The organism is Paraburkholderia fynbosensis (assembly GCF_902859935.1).
Lineage (GTDB): Bacteria > Pseudomonadota > Gammaproteobacteria > Burkholderiales > Burkholderiaceae > Paraburkholderia > Paraburkholderia fynbosensis.
Window position 1 is genome coordinate 85,224 of record NZ_CADIKI010000012.1, and the last position, 14,104, is coordinate 99,327.

General features: G+C 66.7%; 12 protein-coding genes. 2 read left to right on the top strand and 10 right to left on the bottom strand.

Translation table 11 applies throughout. From position 1 onward, the window contains the following. Window positions 1–8: 8 nt before the first annotated feature. The 8 genes from HV770_RS20505 to HV770_RS20540 form a co-directional block, all read right to left on the bottom strand. Window positions 9–722: an ABC transporter ATP-binding protein gene (locus tag HV770_RS20505; RefSeq protein ID WP_175162499.1), complete on the bottom strand. Its 714-nt coding sequence runs from the start codon at window positions 720–722 to the stop codon at window positions 9–11. Then, on the bottom strand, window positions 719–1,579 hold the full coding sequence (locus tag HV770_RS20510; protein WP_246291051.1) for an ABC transporter ATP-binding protein: 861 nt from the start codon (window positions 1,577–1,579) through the stop codon (window positions 719–721). The genes HV770_RS20505 and HV770_RS20510 overlap by 4 nt, the downstream gene beginning before the upstream one ends. Window positions 1,580–1,646: 67 nt before the next feature. Then, window positions 1,647–2,963 (bottom strand): branched-chain amino acid ABC transporter permease, encoded by a 1,317-nt coding sequence (locus HV770_RS20515; RefSeq protein WP_175162501.1) that lies wholly within the window; start codon window positions 2,961–2,963, stop codon window positions 1,647–1,649. Continuing rightward, window positions 2,956–3,894 (bottom strand): branched-chain amino acid ABC transporter permease, encoded by a 939-nt coding sequence (locus HV770_RS20520; protein WP_175162503.1) that lies wholly within the window; start codon window positions 3,892–3,894, stop codon window positions 2,956–2,958. The genes HV770_RS20515 and HV770_RS20520 overlap by 8 nt, the downstream gene beginning before the upstream one ends. A 4-nt stretch (window positions 3,895–3,898) precedes the next feature. Then, window positions 3,899–4,357: an acyl-CoA thioesterase gene (locus HV770_RS20525; protein ID WP_175162505.1), complete on the bottom strand. Its 459-nt coding sequence runs from the start codon at window positions 4,355–4,357 to the stop codon at window positions 3,899–3,901. A gap of 176 nt (window positions 4,358–4,533) precedes the next feature. Continuing rightward, window positions 4,534–5,064 carry an NUDIX domain-containing protein gene (locus tag HV770_RS20530; protein ID WP_175162507.1) on the bottom strand — a complete coding sequence of 177 codons (531 nt, stop codon included), beginning with the start codon at window positions 5,062–5,064 and terminating at the stop codon, window positions 4,534–4,536. 109 nt (window positions 5,065–5,173) lie between these two features. Beyond that, a complete protein-coding gene (locus HV770_RS20535) occupies window positions 5,174–6,205 on the bottom strand; it encodes a threonine aldolase family protein (protein WP_175162509.1) in 1,032 nt (343 codons plus the stop codon). 112 nt (window positions 6,206–6,317) lie between these two features. Further along, a complete protein-coding gene (locus HV770_RS20540) occupies window positions 6,318–7,865 on the bottom strand; it encodes a YbfB/YjiJ family MFS transporter (RefSeq protein ID WP_217468629.1) in 1,548 nt (515 codons plus the stop codon). Window positions 7,866–7,994: 129 nt separating this feature from the next. Between HV770_RS20540 and HV770_RS20545 the strand changes: the two genes are divergently transcribed. Then, window positions 7,995–8,969, top strand: a complete 975-nt coding sequence (locus HV770_RS20545) for a LysR family transcriptional regulator (protein WP_246291052.1) — start codon at window positions 7,995–7,997, stop codon at window positions 8,967–8,969. A 194-nt stretch (window positions 8,970–9,163) separates the two neighbouring features. On the opposite strand, the gene alaS is transcribed toward HV770_RS20545, so the two are convergent. Next, window positions 9,164–11,788: an alanine--tRNA ligase gene (gene alaS / locus HV770_RS20550; protein WP_175162715.1), complete on the bottom strand. Its 2,625-nt coding sequence runs from the start codon at window positions 11,786–11,788 to the stop codon at window positions 9,164–9,166. A gap of 331 nt (window positions 11,789–12,119) precedes the next feature. On the opposite strand from alaS, the gene HV770_RS20555 reads away from it, so the two are divergent. Next, window positions 12,120–13,340 carry a CaiB/BaiF CoA transferase family protein gene (locus HV770_RS20555; protein WP_175162510.1) on the top strand — a complete coding sequence of 407 codons (1,221 nt, stop codon included), beginning with the start codon at window positions 12,120–12,122 and terminating at the stop codon, window positions 13,338–13,340. A 165-nt stretch (window positions 13,341–13,505) separates the two neighbouring features. Here HV770_RS20555 and HV770_RS20560 read toward each other — a convergent pair whose 3' ends face one another. Continuing rightward, window positions 13,506–14,066, bottom strand: coding sequence for an RBBP9/YdeN family alpha/beta hydrolase (locus tag HV770_RS20560; RefSeq protein WP_175162511.1), 561 nt, complete (start codon window positions 14,064–14,066; stop codon window positions 13,506–13,508). Window positions 14,067–14,104: the final 38 nt, after the last annotated feature.

Consider the following 14,104-nt stretch of genomic DNA (forward strand, 5'->3'; position numbering starts at 1 on the left):
TGCTCCGTTCAACCGACGCCAAGCCACTCCTGCATCACGTCGGCGCGCTTCAGAAACGACGTCATCTCGCCGTCGAACACGATCTCGCCGTGCCCCATCACGGCGACACGGCCAGCAATTTCCCGCGCGATCACGAGGCGCTGTTCGATCAGCAACATCGCGACGCCGCGTTCGCGCAGCATCCGCAGACAGTTTGCGACCTGCTCCACCACGAGACTCGCAAGACCCTCGCCGGGCTCGTCGATCACCAGCAAATCGGGATCGCCGAGCAGCGCCCGCGCGAGCGTCAACATCTGCTGCTCACCGCCCGATAGCGCACCGGCCCGCGTGCGTCTGCGTTCGGCGAGCACGGGGAACAGTGCGTAGGCATCGTCGAAAGTGAAGCGCGGTGTGCGGCCGCGAGCGCGCGGCGCGACGCCGAGTTGCAGATTCTCGTGGACGCTCAGCGCCGCAAACACGTCGCGATGCTCAGGCACATAGCCCAGCCCGAGGCGCGCTCGCTCGAAAGTGCGCAGACCGCCGAGCAAGCGGCCCGCGAAACGCAGTTCGCCCTCGCTGCGCACGAGGCCCATGATCGCGCGCGCCAGCGTCGAGCGGCCGGAGCCGTTGCGCCCGACCAGCGCGAGCACTTCGCCTTGCCCGATGCGCAGCGTGACGCCATGCAAGGCCTGGCTCGCGCCATACCATGCGTTCAGTGCGCGAATGTCGAGCAGTGTGCTCATGCGTCGCCTCGCGCGTCGCGACGATTGACGGGTTTGGCGGTGGCCTTCTCGCCGGACGCTGTGCCGGAGCCTTTGCCAATCGGTTCACGAGCCGGTTCGCTGGCCTTCCCACCGAACCCTTCACCCAGATACGCCGCGCGCACCGCCGCATCCGCGCGAATTGCCGCCGGCGTGCCGCTCGCGATGATGCGCCCTTGCACCAGCACGGAAATCCGGTCGGCGAGCGCGAAGACCGCGTCCATGTCGTGCTCGACCATCAGCAGCGTGCGGCCTGCGGTGGCCTCGCGAATCAGTTCGATCGTGCGCGCCGCTTCCGCGCGGTTCATGCCGGCAGTCGGCTCGTCGAGCAGCAACGTATGCGCGCCGCCCGCGAGCGCGATACCGAGATCGAGCGCGCGCTGCTCGGCGTAGCTGAGCGTGCCGGCCTGCACGTCGCGGCGCGCGCTCAGGCCGACCGCGTCGAGCACCTGGGCGGCGTGCGCATCGACCGTACGCGAACCGCTAAAACGCTGCCACCAGCGCAGGCGGCCGCGCTCGGCCAGCATTGCCGCGCAGCGCAGGTTGTCGAACACGGTGAGGCGCGCAAACACACTGGTGCTCTGGAAGCTGCGCGCGAGCCCGCGCCGCGCAATCGCGGCCGGCGCGAGACGCGTGATCTCCGCGCCGAACAGATCGATGCGCCCGGCGTTCGGCCGCACGCCGCCGGCGATCAGATTGAAGAGCGTCGACTTGCCCGCGCCGTTAGGGCCGATCAGCGCATGACGTTCGCCGGGTTCAATCGCGAGATCGACGCCGCGCAGAATCTGCGTGGACCCGAAGCGCTTCTGGATGCCGTAAAGGGCGAGTGCGGGGATCATCGCGAAGCTCCGCGCGGTGACGTCGGGCCTGGGTGAACGGCGAGATCTGCTTGCGTGGGAAATCGGGTCATCGCGGATCTCCAGCCGTCTGCGCCGAGTCCGGCCGACCCACGAGTCGCGCTCGCGCGCGACTCGCATAACGCGTGGCAAGCGCACCCGACACGGCAAGCATGAAGACAATGACGCCGTGCCAAAGCGGCGACGCGGCCAGCGGCCACGGGGCACCGGCATCGCCGAAAGCCGCGCCGTCATCCCCGCCAAATTGCACCGCATACGCCCATTGCACCGCGAGCACGAGAGCCGCACCCCACAACAACGCGCCAGCCGTGCCCCACAGATAAACCGCGCGGCATTGGCGCCAGCCATGCATCGCGAGCCGCGCCGCCTGCCGTTCGACGAAACCCGCCAGCCCATCCGGGGACGCCACCACGACGACGACAAAGAAAAGCCCGAGATAGAACAACCACGCGCGCGTCACGCTCGCCACCACGACGCTGAAAAACGTCAGCACGAGCGCACCCGCGACCGGCCCGAAAAACGCTGACGTACCGCCGATCACCGTCGCAATGAGCACCGCCCCCGAGCGCATCATGCCGACGCTTTCCGTCGACACCAGTTCGATATTGATCAGCCCCAGCGTCCCCGCGATGCCCGCGAAAAACGCCGCCACCACCACTACGCCGTAACGAACGCGCCGCGGATAGCAGCCGATCGCCGCGGCCCGCGCCGGGTTGTCGCGCACCGCGTTCGCCAGCCTCATGAACGGCGTGCGCGACAGCGCGAACATCGCCGCACTTGCCAGCATGCACCACAGTGCGATCAGCGCATAGGCTTCGCGCGCCGGGCCGAAACTCCACGCGCCCAGCGGTGTTCCGCTCGCACGATCGATCGCCACGCCCGCCTCGCCACCGAACCAGTCGGGCAGCGCCCACGCGGCCGCCACCACGAGTTCGCCGAGGCCGAGTGTGATCATTGCGAACGCGGTGCCTGAGCGCCGCGTCGCGATGAAGCCGAACAGCACGCCGCACAGCGCGCCGCCGAATCCGCCGATCAGCGGCAGCAGCGCGAGCGGCGCGCCGATCCGGTTGAACACCTGCGCGGCGGCGAGCGCCCCGAGCCCGGCATACGCGGCATGCCCGAACGACAGCAGCCCGGTTTCGCCGAGCAGCAGGTTGTACGAGAGCGCGAAGACGATCATCGCCGCGCTCTGCGCCAGATAGGCGAGCAGCCAGCTTTGCGGCCAGACGAACGGCGGCACCGCGAGGAACGCGACGAGCGCAAGCCACGGCGCGACGGTACGCCACAGCGCGCGGACGGGCGGCGCGGGCGCTGCCGGAAGCGCCGGCGCCCGGGACGGTTCTGCTGCCCCGCCGCGCTTACGCATGATCGCCGTGCCGTCCGAACAGCCCGCGCGGACGCAGCGCCAGCATCGCGACGAGCAGCAGATACGGAATCAGCGGCGCGAGTTGCGCGAGCGTCAGCGCGTCCCATTCGGCCGGGGCCGATGCACCGATGATCGACAGCACCTCGCCCAGCGACACAGTGCTCGCAACCGCCAGCGTCTGCACACAGCCGACCAGCAGCGACGCCACGAGCGCGCCGCTCAAGGAGCCGAGCCCGCCGATCACGACCACCACGAAGACGATCGAACCGAGCGACTCCGCCATCGCCGGTTCGATCACGAAGAGCGGCGCGCCGATCACGCCGGCTAGCGCGGCGAGCGCCGTGCCGGCGGCGAACACGCCGGTGAATACGCGCGGGACGTTGTGCCCGAGCGCTTCGACGGCGCTCGCGTGAGTGAGCGCCGCGCGCACGATCAGCCCCGCCTTCGAGACGCGCGATACCGCGTACAGCACCGCCAGCATCGCCAGCGAGACCGCCATCATGAATGCCCGGTAACGCGCGAAGGCCGCGCCATAGAGGATGAAGAGCGGGCCGTCGAGCGCGGGCGGCACCGTCGCGGAAAGCGGGTTGAGGCCCCAGCCGAGCTTGACCAGTTCGCCGAGCAGATACGCGGCGCCGAACGTCAGCAGCAGTTCGGGCAGATGGCCGTGCACGCGCACGCGTCGCAACAGCCAGCGCTCCAGCGCCGCGCCGACGAGGCCCACCACGAGCGGCGCGATCACGAGCGCGCTCCAGAACCCGGCGCGCGCCGCCACCGAGAAACCGATGTACGCACCGAGCATGTAAAAGCTCGCATGCGCGAAGTTCAGCACGCCGAGCATGCTGAAGATCAGCGTCAGGCCGGCCGACAGCATGAACAGCAGCAGGCCGTAGCTGACGCCGTTGAGCAGATTGATGACGAACGACTGCACGCGGCTATTCCGTCTGGTTCGTCCGCGCGGCGGCGCAAAGCGGTTCGAGCGCCGCGCGCAGATCGGCGGGCAGGTTCACGGGACGCCGCGTGACGCGGTCCACGTAGACGTGCACGAAATGGCCTTGCGCGGCGGGTTGCGCGTCGCCTTCCCTGAAGAGCCCCACTTCGTAGCGCACGCTCGATGTGCCAAGGCGCGTCACCCGCAAGCCCGCCTCGACGCGCTCGGGAAACACCAGCGGCGCGAAGTAGCTGCAATGCGTTTCGACCACGAGTCCGATCGTCGCGCCATGTTCGAAGTCGAGCACGCCCGCGCGGATCAGATACTCGTTCACTACGGTGTCGAAGTAACTGTAGTAGACGACGTTGTTCACGTGGCCGTAGACGTCGTTGTCCATCCAGCGGGTGGTGATCGGCAGGAAATGCGGGTACGCGGTGCGGGCGGCGGGAGCGGGTTTGTTCATTGGACGTGTGACGTGGCCGTGATGCGGTTGGGTGATGGCGCCGACGCGGCTCGGGCAGCATGCGGCGGTGGTCGTCGGCGGTGGCCTCGTGGATGACTGCGTCATGCGCGTGGTCGGTTGCCGGCGGGTTCGCTGCGTGCCCGCGTCGGCGTGGATGGCGCCGCTTATTGCATCGCCTATTGCCCCGGCCTCTCGACGAACTCGAACGGCAAGCCACGCCGTCGCATCCATTCGCCGAGCGCCTGCCCGGTGCCCGCGCGCCATGGCCGCAATTTCGCCGGCTCGACCAGCCGGTATTCGAGCAACTCGGGCGACAGCGCGATGGTTCCATACGCCGTCACGTGATACGCGATGATCAGTTCGTTCTTGCGGATGAACTCATAAACGCCGATCAGCTCGACAGTTTCCGTATGCAGCGACGTCTCTTCGAACACCTCGCGGGCGATGCCCTGTTCCGGCGTCTCGCCGTTTTCGAGGAAGCCGGTGATCAGCGCGAACACGCCCTCGGCCCACGCGGCATTGCGCGCGAGCAGAATCTTGCCTTCGTATTCGACGATCGCCGCCACCACCGGCAGCGGATTGTCCCAGTGGACGTAGCCGCACGTGGTATCGGGACAGCTCTGACGGATGCGGCCGCCTTCGTGCGAGGGATCGGCGCGCTCGGCCAACGGAGTTGCGCAGCGAGGACAAAATCGGTATTCGGTCATGGCGTGAGGTGTCTCTTCTGACTTGTGTCTGTTTTGTCTGGACGTGTCTGGCTGGGTCTTGTGCGCGGTGTCATGCACGGCCCTGGCCACTCACCGCGTCACCACCCGTTCACGCCGCGCACAGTTCGCGCATTTCGGCGGCGAAACGCTCGACCGTCTCCGGCTGCGTGTCCCACGCGCACATCAACCGGCAACCGCCCGCGCCGATGAACTCGTAGAACTTCCAGCCGCGCGCGCGCATCGCCTTGGCGGCCTGCGCGGGCAGTTGCGAGAAGACCGCGTTCGATTCACGCTCGAACATGATGCTCACGCCCGGAATTTCCCGCAACCGCGTCTGCAGCAATTCCGCCATCGCATTCGCGTGGCGCGCATTGCGCAACCAGACGTCGTTGTCGAGCAGGCCGAGCCACGGCGCGGAGATGAAGCGCATCTTCGACGCCAGTTGGCCCGCCTGCTTCAGGCGGTAGGCGAAATCGTCGGCGAGCGCGCGGTCGAAGAACACCACCGCCTCGCCGACCGGCAAACCGTTCTTGGTGCCGCCGAAACACAGCACGTCGACGCCCGCGCGCCACGTGATCTCCGACGGATGCACGTCGAGCGCCGCGACCGCGTTGGCGAAACGCGCGCCGTCCATATGCACTTTCAGATGACGCCGTTTGGCGATCGCCGCGATCGCCCGCACTTCCTCGACGCTGTAGACGGTGCCGACTTCCGTCGATTGCGTGAGCGTGACGACCTTCGGCTTCGGGTAATGGATATCGGCGCGGCGCGTCACGACCGTCTCGATCGCATCCGGCGTGAGCTTGCCGCCGATGCCCGGCGCGGTCAGCAGCTTCGAGCCGCCCGAGAAGAATTCCGGACCGCCGCATTCGTCGGTTTCGATATGCGCGAGTTCATGACAGATCACCGAATGATACGACTGACACAGCGACGCGAGCGCCAGCGAATTGGCCGCCGTGCCGTTGAACACGAAGAAAACTTCGCAATCGGTCTGAAACAGCTCACGCAGACGGTCGCAGACCTGGTTGGTCCAGGAGTCGTCGCCGTACGCCGGCTCGTGACCGCTGTTGTTGGCGGCGATCAGCGCGTCAAGCGCTTCGGGACAGATGCCGGCGTAGTTGTCCGACGCGAAATGTTGCATGGGAGGCGGGGCGCCTGGCGACGGGCGCGGCAATGACGGAAAGCGGTCATTTTAGTGCGGCGGCGCGTTATTTGTTTCCCATTGCGCGTTGGGCCGGGCAACTCCGCGACCGCTAATTGCAACCGCAGTCCGGCATACGCCCCCGGCGTCGGCCACGCGGCACGCGCGCCACCGCGACCAGACCCGCCGCGCCGAGCAGCAGCGCGCCCGCCGCCAGCCAGAGCGCCGGCGAGAACGATCCCGTGTGCCCGGCGATCGGCGCGGCAACAAGCGGGCCGACGATCTGACCGATACCGTAGGCCGCCGTCGCGTAGCCCATCAGCCCGGCTGCGTCGTCGCCGCGCAGACGCCGCGCCTCGCGCATGGCGAACAGCGTGATCGCGGTGAACGGCAGGCCGATCAGGATGCTGCCCAGAGAAAAGCCACCCGCCGTCGGCCAGACGATCCCGAGTGCGATGCCGAAGGCTTGCAGCACATAACTACCGGCGAGCAGCGTGCGGTTATCCCAGTGCGTCGGCAGACGCGCGGCCAACAGCGCGCCGACCATCAGCGCCACGCCGAACATCGGCCAGAACAGGTCGGGCCACGACGATCCTGGCAGCGCGTGGCGCGCGATCACAGGCAGGAAAGTCGCGGTGATGATGTAGCCGAAACCGGGGACGCCGTAGAGCAGGATCAGCCAGAGGGCGTCGGCGCGGTGCGTGGCGGGGGTTGGGTGGGCTTGGTCGAGGTTTGGCTGGCTAGCGGTATGTCCGCTGGAGAGCGCTGTGTGGGCGGGATGGTTGGGGGTTCCCTCTCTCTCGGTGGATTCGCGGCTCACGGCTCGTAGGTCCGCTGCGGGTTGCCCAAACGCGCGCTCGTCCGCTGTGGATTGCCCAGCGGCCCGTTCATTCGCTGCGGGCTGAGCCACGGCGTGCTCGCCGGAAGCAGGGCTCGCGGTGAATCGGCTCTCGGCGCGCGCTCTCACGACTGAATGTCCGGCCACACGCTGCGCCGCATTCCCGCTGTCCGCCGGAACACCCTTGCGAGCCGCCGCCGACTTCCCACTGACGCCGGACGCAGCGCCAAAGACCGGCCAAACCACAATCGATAGAACCGCGCCGATCAGCCCAAAGCCGATCCACCCCGCCGCCGCGCCATAGCCGCCTGCGGCGCTCACCAGCAACCCGGTCCCGGCGATCCCGATCCCCGGTCCGGTATAAATCACGCCACTCCACGCCTGCGCGCCCAGTTCGGCGAGCCGCCGCAGGCCCCACTGCGACGCGAAGACGAACGTCCACGCGCTGACCGCGCCGGCGATAAAGCGCACCGCTGCCCACACCCAGAACTGGCTTGTGACGCCCATCGCCAGCGTCAGCAGAACCGTCACGACCAGCCCTATGCGCACCATGCGCGCCGGTTCGACCCGCAACGCGGCGCAACTTAGCGCGCCGATGAAATAACCCGCGTAATTGAACGACGCCAGCCAGCCGCCCTGCTGGATGTCGAGCTGCGGCTGACCGAGCGCGCCGCCATGCAGCATCAACGGCAGCAGCGGCGTGAACGCGAATCGCCCGATGCCAAGCGTGACGGCCAGCGTCACCATGCAGGCGAGCGCCGCACGGCGCGCGGCATGGGGCTCGAAAAAGCGGTCGTAGGTGCGGGAAGCGAGGTCGGTCATGATCAGGAGGCAATGACGGTGAGGCGGGCCGGCGCAGCGGCCGGGTCGATGGGTCAAATGCATATTAGCTTGACCTTTCAATCACTAAAAATGAATAATTCGAATATGAACCATCGCCTGGAGAGAATCATGGATCTGGCCGCCTTGACCATTTTCCGCGCGGTCGTGCGGGAAAACGGCGTGACGCGCGCCGCTGCCAAGCTCAATCGCGTGCAATCGAACGTGACCACGCGCATCAAGCAGCTCGAGGAGCAGCTCGGCACCGACCTGTTCATCCGCGACGGCCGCCGGCTCGTCCTGACGCCGGCGGGCGAAACGCTGCTCCCCTATGCCGAGCGCCTGCTCGCACTCGCCGACGAGGCGCGCCACGCGGTGCGCGAGGATCGGCCGAGCGGACGCTTGCGGTTGGGCACGATGGAGAGCGTCGCGGCGACGCGCCTGCCCGCCCTGCTCGCGCAATATCACCAGCAATGGCCCGCCGTCGCGCTGGAACTGGAGACCGGCACCACCGGCAAGCTGATCGAACGGGTGCGCGAGTTCGAAGTGGATGCGGCGCTCGTGGCGACGCCGCTGGATCCGGCTTCGCTCGGCGACCTGTTCGAAACGGTGCCGGTGTTCAGGGAAGAGCTGGTGATGCTCACGCCGCGCGGACATCGGCCGATACACGAAGTGCGCGACGTCGCGCTATCGACGCTGATCGCGTTCGAGCGTGGCTGTGCGTACCGGGCTTATATCGAGAAGTGGTATCTGGAGCACGGCGTGAGGCCCGCGCGCGTGCTGGAACTCGGCTCGTATCACGCGATCGTCGCGTGCGTGGCAGCCGGTGCGGGCGTGGCGGTGGCGCCGCGCTCAGTACTGGATCTGCAAACCGACGCCAGCAATATCGCGGTTCACGAACTGCCCGATATCGGGATGATCGAGACGCTGCTCGTGTGGCGGCACGGGCATTTTTCGTCCGCGCTCAATGCGCTGCGGCGCACGCTCGTGACGGCTGAGGATGCAGATGTGGCCGCGCCGATGGACGCAGTGGGGGAAAACGGACACGACGCTTGCGACCGCGCAAGGCAACGGCCGCGAATGCGGGCGCCGCCCGAGGGTGGCTAGCGGCACCGCAAAAAACGCCAAAGCCGAATCCGCATAAACGTCGGGAACCGACTGCAGGCCCGCCGCGGGCGAAACCGTGAATCGCGCCGCGTCAGCACATGCCCGGAGCGACGACGGCAGTAAAAAATTTGGGCCACGCGGCACGCCCAATTTCTGGCGCCCCGCGTGGCCCGCACGGTTCAATCAGACTCGAATCAGAGCTGGCCTTCGACCCAGGCCTTCACGCCAGCCAGCGCAGCAGGCAGATTCGCCGGCTCGGTACCGCCAGCCTGCGCCATGTCCGGCCGGCCGCCGCCCTTGCCGCCAACTTGCTGCGCGACGAAGTTGACCAGCTCACCCGCCTTCACCTTCTTGCTTGCATCGGCGGTTACACCGGCGATCAGGCTTACCTTGCCGCCTTCGACCGCAGCCAGCACGATCGCCGCGCTCTTGAGCTTGTCCTTGAGCTTGTCGACCGTCTCGCGCAGCGTCTTGACGTCTGCTCCGTCGAGCGTGGCCGCCAGCACGTGCACGCCGGCGACTTCGATCGCCTGACCGGCCAGTTCATCGCCCTGGCTCGACGCGAGCTTCGACTTCAACGCGCTCAGTTCCTTCTCCAGCGACCTCACCTGATCCTGCACCTGGCTGATCCGCTGAGTCAGTTCGGACGGCTGCGCCTTCAACACCGCCGCGGCCGCATTGATGCGCGCGTCGAGATCCTGCACGTAGCGCACCGCGTTGTCGCCCGTAATCGCTTCCACGCGACGAATACCCGCCGCCACGCCGCCTTCCATCACGATCTTGAAGAGCCCGATGTCGCCGGTGCGATGCACGTGCGTGCCGCCGCACAACTCACGCGAGAAACCGAGGTCGAGCACGCGCACTTCGTCGCCGTACTTTTCGCCGAACAGCGCCATCGCGCCGCCCTTCACCGCTTCGTCGTAAGGCATCAGACGCACGATGCCCGGCGCGTTCGCGAGCACTTCGGCGTTGACGATCTCTTCGACGCGGCGAATCTGCTCGTCCGTCATCGGCGCGTTGTGCGCGAAGTCGAAACGGGTCTTGTCGGCGTCGACGAGCGAGCCCTTCTGCTGCACGTGCGAACCGAGCACTTCGCGCAGCGCCTTGTGCATCAGATGCGTGGCCGAGTGATTGCGCTCCGTGCGGGCGCGGCGCACCGCGTCGATTTCCGCCTTCACGACGTCGCCCACTTTCAGCGTGCCCTGTTCGAGCATGCCGTGATGGCCGACCACGTCAGCCTGCACCTTCAATGTGTCCGCGACGGCAAAGCGCACGCTGGCGTTCGCGAGCAAGCCCTGGTCGCCGACCTGACCGCCCGACTCCGCGTAGAACGGCGTGTGATCGAGCACGACGACAGCCTGCTGGCCGTGCGCCACTTGCTGCACCGATGCGCCGTCCACGTACAGCGCGATCACTTTGGCGTCGTCGAAGACGATTTCTTCGTAGCCGTGGAACGTGGTCTTCGCGCCCGAATATTCGAGGCCTTGCGCCATCTTGAACTTGCCCGCCGCGCGCGCCTGTTCGCGCTGGCGCGCCATCGCTTCGTCGAAGGCCGGTTCGTCGACCGTCACTGCGCGCTCGCGGCATACGTCCGCGGTCAGATCCAGCGGGAAACCGTAGGTGTCATGCAGTTTGAACGCGAGTTCGCCGTCGAGCGTCTTGCCGCCCTTCGCTTCGAGGTCGGCCAGCGCGGCGTCGAGAATCGACATGCCGTGCTCGATGGTTTCGAAGAAGCGTTCTTCTTCCTGACGCAGGACATCGGTAACGCGCTGCTCGGCTTCTTTCAGTTCCGGATAGGCGCCGCCCATCTGCGCGACGAGGTCCGCGACCATGCGATGGAAGAACGAACCCTTCTTGCCCAGCTTGTAGCCGTGGCGGATCGCGCGGCGCACGATCCGGCGCAGCACGTAGCCACGGCCTTCATTGCCTGGGATCACGCCGTCGACGATCAGGAACGAGCACGCGCGGATGTGATCGGCGATCACCTTCAGCGAGTTGTTGCTCAGGTCGCTCACGCCGGTTTCGCGCCCCGCCGCCTTGATGAGCGCCTGGAACAGATCGATCTCATAGTTGCTGTGCACGTGCTGCAGCACCGCGGCGATCCGCTCCAGACCCATGCCAGTGTCGACGCACTGCTTGGGCAGCGGCGTCATGTTGCCCTGTGCGTCGCGGTTGAACTGCATGAACACGAGATTCCAGATCTCGATGTAGCGGTCGCCGTCTTCTTCAGGCGAACCCGGGGGGCCGCCCCAGACGTCCGGGCCATGGTCGTAGAAAATTTCCGAGCACGGACCGCACGGGCCGGTGTCGGCCATCTGCCAGAAGTTGTCTGACGCGTAGCGCGCGCCCTTGTTGTCGCCGATGCGGATGATGCGCTCGACCGGCACGCCCACTTCCTTCGCCCAGATGTCGTGCGCTTCGTCGTCTTCGTGATAGACGGTGACCCAGAGCTTTTCCTTCGGCAACTGGTAGACGCCCGTCAGCAATTCCCACGCGTAGTGGATCGCGTCGCGCTTGAAGTAGTCGCCGAACGAGAAGTTGCCGAGCATTTCGAAGAACGTATGGTGACGCGCGGTGTAGCCGACGTTTTCCAGATCGTTGTGCTTGCCGCCCGCGCGCACGCTGCGCTGCGCGGTGGTGGCACGCGAATACGGACGCGATTCCGCGCCGAGGAACACATCTTTGAACTGCACCATTCCCGAATTGGTGAAGAGCAGTGTCGGGTCGTTGCCGGGCACAAGGCTCGACGAGCGAACGATCGTATGGCCCTTCGATTCGAAGAACTTGAGGAATTTCTCGCGGATTTCGGCGGCTTTCATAGCGTGCGGGGGACGGTCCTGGCTGTTACCGGGCGGCATCATGGGATGCGCCAACTGTTTGTTTCTTAAACGACTGATTATACGGGATCGGCGCGGCTGCGCGGCAGGCCGCCCGGCACGGTTGGCCGTTTGGCCAGGTTTGGCTGGGTAGCCGTGATATCGGGGAGATGCGCGGGATACGCGCCGGGCCAAGTGCGGGCTACGTGCGAGCTACGTGCGATTCGTCCTATGACGTTCGGCCGACTGCGCCGGCATGCGGGAATCGCTTAAGATTGCCCCCATCCGCGGCGCCTTGCGCGCCGCTTGGGCCACCTAGGAGACATTCGACAAGATGGGCGCTCTCAGTCATATCCGCGTGCTGGACCTCACTCGCGTGCTCGCCGGGCCCTGGTGCGCGCAGACGCTCGCCGATTTCGGCGCCGACGTCATCAAGATCGAACGTCCCGAAGTCGGCGACGACACTCGCCACTGGGGGCCTCCGTATCTCAAGACACCGGAAGGCGCGGATACGCGCGAGGCCGCGTACTACCTCGCGGCGAATCGCAACAAGCGCTCGGTTACGGTCGATATCGCATCGCCCGAAGGCCAGCGGATCATCCGCGAACTGGCTGCGCAAAGCGACGTAGTTCTCGAGAACTACAAGGTTGGCCAGTTGAAGAAGTACGGGCTCGACTACGCGTCGCTCAAGGAAGTGAAGCCCGACCTGATCTACTGCTCGGTGACAGGCTTCGGACAGACAGGCCCATATGCACAGCGCGCCGGCTACGACTTCATCGTGCAGGGAATCGGCGGCTTCATGAGCATTACGGGCGAGCGCGACGGCCAGCCTGGCGGCGGCCCGCAAAAGGCCGGCGTCGCGATTGCCGACCTGATGACCGGCATGTATTCGACCATCGCCGTGCTCACCGCGCTCACGCACCGCGACCGCACCGGCGAAGGGCAGTACATCGACATGGCGCTGCTCGACGTGCAGGTCGCGATGCTCGCCAACATGAATTCGAACTACCTGGCGAGCGGCCAGCCGCCAGTGCGCTGGGGCAACGCGCATCCGAACATCGTGCCCTACCAGACCTTCCAGACGAGCGACGGCTGGATCATCGTCGCGGTCGGCAACGATGGGCAATTTCGCAAGTTCGTCGAAGCGGGCGGCCGCCCCGAACTCGCCGACGACGAGCGTTTCGCGACCAATCCGGCGCGCGTGCGTCATCGCGACATCCTCGTGCCGATCCTCGCCGACATGGTTCGACTCCAGGGCAAGCAGCAATGGATCGCCGCGCTCGAGGCAGCCGGTGTGCCGTGTGGGCCGATCAACGATCTCGGCGAGGTGTTCGAGAACGAGCAGGTGGTGGCGCGCGGGATGCGAGTTGATCTGCCGCATCCCTCGGGCGGCACGGTCAAGCTGGTGCGCAATCCGATCAACATGAGCGGCACACCGCCCGAAGCGCTGGCGCACCCGCCTATGCTCGGCGAGCACACCGCGGACATTCTGCGCGACGTGCTCGGCTATGACGACGCGAAGGTTGCGCAGCTGCGGGCGAAGTCCGTGATCTGAGTTGAGCGGCGTGCCGTGGTGGCAGAGGTAGGAGCGGTGAGGGGTGGCGGTTTGATGGCTCGATCGCGAAGCGAGCGCGGCATCCTGCACCTTACAGCGATCACGCCCTCGCGCCGGCCCCGCTGTCGGCGCATGGCGGCGCACGCCGTCGCGCCAACACCCGGCTCAACCCCGCGCGACCACCGAGGCCAGCCAGCGCCGCCCCTCGTCCCAATCGCCGAGTCCGCTATCCGCGTTGATGTGGCCGCGCGCGCCGATATCGATCCAGCGGCTGCCCCACGCGTTCGCACACGTCTGCGAAAACGGCACGCCGCCATAGGGATCGTCGCTGCTCGCCACGACAATGGTCGCGAATGGCAAGCGCGTGAGCGGCATCGGCGCGAAGCCGCTGGCGTCCCGTGGAAAGTGAGGTTCAGAGGGATCGGGCACCGCGACCAGCAATGCGCCCGCCACCTTCGCAAGCTGCGCCGCGCTCGCGTAGTGCGACGCCCAGAAGGCTGCGGTCAGGCAGCCGAGGCTATGGGCGGCGAACGCCACCGGCGCATCGGCAGTGGCCACTGCGGCGTCGAGCGTGCGGCACCACGCGTCGCGCACGGGATGGTCCCAATCCGGCATCTGCACACGCGCGAACGCGGGGTCGAGTGCCTCCCAGAGGGTTTGCCAGTGGCCGACGCCAGAGTTCTGGTAACCCGGCAGCACGAGTATGTTCAGTTTCTGTTCGCTCATTGCGTTCCCCGTCTGTAGTTGTTTTTTGCCGTTTGCCG

Coding starts and splice junctions, on each gene's coding strand:
- HV770_RS20505 (WP_175162499.1), bottom strand. CDS start 722: ATGAGCACACTGCTCGACATTCGCGCACTGAACGCATGGTATGGCGCG.
- HV770_RS20510 (WP_246291051.1), bottom strand. CDS start 1,579: ATGATCCCCGCACTCGCCCTTTACGGCATCCAGAAGCGCTTCGGGTCC.
- HV770_RS20515 (WP_175162501.1), bottom strand. CDS start 2,963: ATGCGTAAGCGCGGCGGGGCAGCAGAACCGTCCCGGGCGCCGGCGCTT.
- HV770_RS20525 (WP_175162505.1), bottom strand. CDS start 4,357: ATGAACAAACCCGCTCCCGCCGCCCGCACCGCGTACCCGCATTTCCTG.
- HV770_RS20530 (WP_175162507.1), bottom strand. CDS start 5,064: ATGACCGAATACCGATTTTGTCCTCGCTGCGCAACTCCGTTGGCCGAG.
- HV770_RS20535 (WP_175162509.1), bottom strand. CDS start 6,205: ATGCAACATTTCGCGTCGGACAACTACGCCGGCATCTGTCCCGAAGCG.
- HV770_RS20540 (WP_217468629.1), bottom strand. CDS start 7,865: ATGACCGACCTCGCTTCCCGCACCTACGACCGCTTTTTCGAGCCCCAT.
- HV770_RS20545 (WP_246291052.1), top strand. CDS start 7,995: ATGGATCTGGCCGCCTTGACCATTTTCCGCGCGGTCGTGCGGGAAAAC.
- alaS (WP_175162715.1), bottom strand. CDS start 11,788: ATGAAAGCCGCCGAAATCCGCGAGAAATTCCTCAAGTTCTTCGAATCG.
- HV770_RS20555 (WP_175162510.1), top strand. CDS start 12,120: ATGGGCGCTCTCAGTCATATCCGCGTGCTGGACCTCACTCGCGTGCTC.
- HV770_RS20560 (WP_175162511.1), bottom strand. CDS start 14,066: ATGAGCGAACAGAAACTGAACATACTCGTGCTGCCGGGTTACCAGAAC.